Origin of the sequence: Ideonella sp. (genome assembly GCF_036277275.1) — a bacterium.
Classification (GTDB): domain Bacteria; phylum Pseudomonadota; class Gammaproteobacteria; order Burkholderiales; family Burkholderiaceae_C; genus Ideonella.
This window is the reverse complement of record NZ_DASUNH010000160.1, coordinates 1-2,950: the sequence shown is the minus strand read 5'-3', so window position 1 is coordinate 2,950 and position 2,950 is coordinate 1. Positions and strand designations below refer to the sequence as shown.

Below are 2,950 nucleotides of genomic sequence, written 5' to 3'. Positions count from 1 at the left end.
GGTACCGCACCCGCAAGTTCGTGCAGCGCCACACCCTGCCGGTGGCCGCCACTGCGTTGGCCGGCGTCGGCATGCTGGCGGGGTTGGCGGTCGCGTTGGATCAGGCCGCCATTGCACGCCGCGAAAGCCAGCGCACGAAGGCCGTGCAGGACTTTCTGGTCGGCCTGTTCAATGAAGCCGACCCCGCCCGTGCCCAGGGCCGCGAACTGACCGTGCGCGACCTGATGGCCCGCGGCGAGCGTGAACTGCAGGCCAAGCTGAGCGCCGAGCCCGACCTGAACGCCGCGTTGAGCAGTGTGCTGATCGACATCTACGACAAGCTGGGCGATGGCAAGCGTGCGCTGCCGTTGGCCGAAGCGCGACGCGACCTGATGGCGCGCAGCCATGGCGCGGGCAGCATCGAGCATGCACGCGCGTTGATCACGCTGGGCGATGTGCAGAAGTCGCTCGGCCAACATGACCTCGCGCTTGCTACGCTCGGTCAAGCCCGGCCGATGCTCGAAGCCCATGGGCCGGCCGACAGCGAAGACCTGATGAAGCTGAGGCTGCTGGTGGGCGACGCCTTGCTCAACCTGACGCGCGACGACGAGGGCCGAAAGGTGTTGCAGGCCGAGTTGCCGGCCCAGATCAAGCGCCACGGGCAGTACAGCTTCGAAGTGGCGCTGACCCGTGTCCGCATCGCCACCTCGCTGGCCAGCCAGGGCCTGCAGGCCGAGGCCATGCAGGCCCTGCACGAGCTGCAACCGTTGCTGGAGCGCGACTGGCGTGCCAACGGCATGGGCGGTGCCACACTGCTGGCCGACGTGGGCTACGTCCAGTGGCAGATGCGGCGCTTTCCGGAAGCCGTGAGCCTGCTCGACCGTGCCATCGCCCACTTCGACAGGCTTGCCGGCCCGATCAATTCGCAATCCATACAAGCCACGCGCACACTGGGCATGGCTCATCTGGACGCCGGCAACTTCCGCCGCGCCGACGAGGTGTTCGCCAACAACGTCGAGCGCTCGCGCCGCTTCTATGGCGCGCAAGACAGCGAGACGGCACTGAACCAGTCGTTCCACGTGATGACGTTGCTGCGCGTCGGCCGCACCGGCGACGCCGAGGTGGCCGCGCGCGAATCGGCGCAGATCGCCCTGTCGCCGAAGTCCACGCTGTCGGCCTCCGCGGTGCGCGGCTTCAGCCGCCGGCTCGCGTCGGCGCTGGCACTCAACGGCAAGCCCGCGGAAGGCCTGCGGTGGTTCGACCAGTTGATCGAGCAGGAGAAGAGAACCAGCCTGAAGGACACCCGCCACGCGGCGACGCTGATGCTGCGCGGCGGCACGTTGAACCTGCTCGGCCGCGGGCAGGAAGCGGTGGCCGCGGGCGAAGAGGCCACAGCGGTCTGGCGGGAGGCCGGCGCCACCCTCGGCGCGCTGGGGCAGATCGGCGTGGCGCGGGCGCAGCTCAACACCGCACTGGCCTGGTTGACGGTGCGCGACCCAGCGCGAGCAGAGCCCTTGCTCACCAGCGCCGAAGGCCTGCTGCTGCTGGCCCACGGCACCACACCGCACCCGGACCACCAGATCGCCGCGCTGGTGCGCGCGCAATGGCTCCGCGCCAGTGGCCGTGCGGCCGAGGCGGACGCGCTGGAGCGTGAAGCGCGCGAGCGCTATCGCCAGCTCAGCGGCGTCGACGCACCGCAGCGGATGCTGCTGGTCCTCTGAGTCCCCGCGAACGCCAAGATCGGCACGCCGGGCTTCGACGCCCGCCGCCGCGGAGCTGCTGGCGGCGCACGGCCCTTTACGCCCTGACGCGCCGAAGCGGTACCGGCAAACCCTCGATTGGCTCTGAAGGGACGCATTTCGTCACACCGCGCTGGCATACTCGCCGCGAGATGTTGGACCCCAATGCCCCTGCCCCGGACACCGCCGACGAGTTGTTCCGGACGATGTACCAGGACCTGCGCCGGCTGGCGAGTTCACGCCTGCGCCGCAGCGAGAACATCACGATGCTCGACACCACGGCGCTGGTGCACGAGTCCTACCTGCGTTTCCAGCACCAGAGCGACCTGGGCGGCATGTCGCAAGGCCAGTTCCTGGCCTATGCGGCGCGGGTGATGCGCTTCGTCGTGATCGACTTCGTGCGCCAGCGCCACGCCGAGCGCCGCGGCGGCGACCACCTGCACGTGACGCTGAACACCGAGGTCGCCGAGTCGGTCTCGGTCAAGGACGACGACGTGATCCGCATCCACGATGCGATCGAGGAGCTGGCCCAGGTCGACGACCGGCTGGCCCGCATCGTCGAGATGCGTTGCTTCGCCGGCCTGGACGAAATGGCGATCGCCCAGGCCTTGGGCATCACCGACCGCACCGTCCGGCGCGATTGGCAAAAGGCGCGGCTGCTGCTGAAGGCCGTGCTGCAGTGATGGATGTGCCGGCACCGGCTGCCGGCACCGATCGGACCACGTGATGGCTGGAGACCCACAGTGACCCTGGCTCGCGCCGAACTCGCCCGCCTGTCCGAGTTGCTGGACCAGGCGCTGGACCTGCCGCGTGACGAGCGTGCCGCCTGGCTGGGGCGGCTCAGCGAAGCCGACGCCACGCTGCGCCCGCAACTCGAAGCGATGCTGGCAGACGCCGACGAAGAGACCACCGGCGGCGCCTGCGATTCGCCGGGCCTGCTCGACATGCTGGACGCCCTGCCCGGCCTGGCCGGCGTGGCCGCCGAGGCGAAGTTGGCCGGCGCCGATCCCGGCCTGCGCCAGGTCGGGCCTTATTGCCTGCTGCGCCCGCTGGGCCACGGCGGCATGGGCACGGTGTGGCTGGCCGAACGGGTCGACGGGGCATTGCAGCGGGCCGTGGCGCTGAAGCTGCCGCACACCGCGTCATTGCACCAGCCCGGCCTGGCCCAACGCTTCGAGCGCGAACGCGACATCCTCGCGGCGCTCGAACACCCGCACATCGCGCGGCTGTAC

At 70.0% G+C, this 2,950-nt stretch carries 2 protein-coding genes and 1 pseudogene; all 3 read left to right on the top strand.

Going from position 1 to position 2,950, the window contains the following annotated elements; all coding sequences use genetic code 11:
- On the top strand, positions 1–1,700 hold a 1,700-nt coding region (locus tag VFY73_RS27295), incomplete at its 5' end, for a tetratricopeptide repeat protein (RefSeq protein WP_329724735.1).
- Positions 1,701–1,870: 170 nt separating this feature from the next.
- The gene (locus tag VFY73_RS27290) at positions 1,871–2,401 is read left to right on the top strand and encodes an ECF-type sigma factor (protein ID WP_329724734.1); all 531 of its coding nucleotides are present in this window, start codon (positions 1,871–1,873) and stop codon (positions 2,399–2,401) included.
- Positions 2,402–2,461: 60 nt separating this feature from the next.
- Positions 2,462–2,950: pseudogene (locus VFY73_RS27285) on the top strand (hypothetical protein); the annotation flags it as partial.

Excerpts from the sequence above, each read along its gene's own strand:
- VFY73_RS27290 (WP_329724734.1), top strand. The coding sequence starts at position 1,871 with ATGTTGGACCCCAATGCCCCTGCCCCGGACACCGCCGACGAGTTGTTC.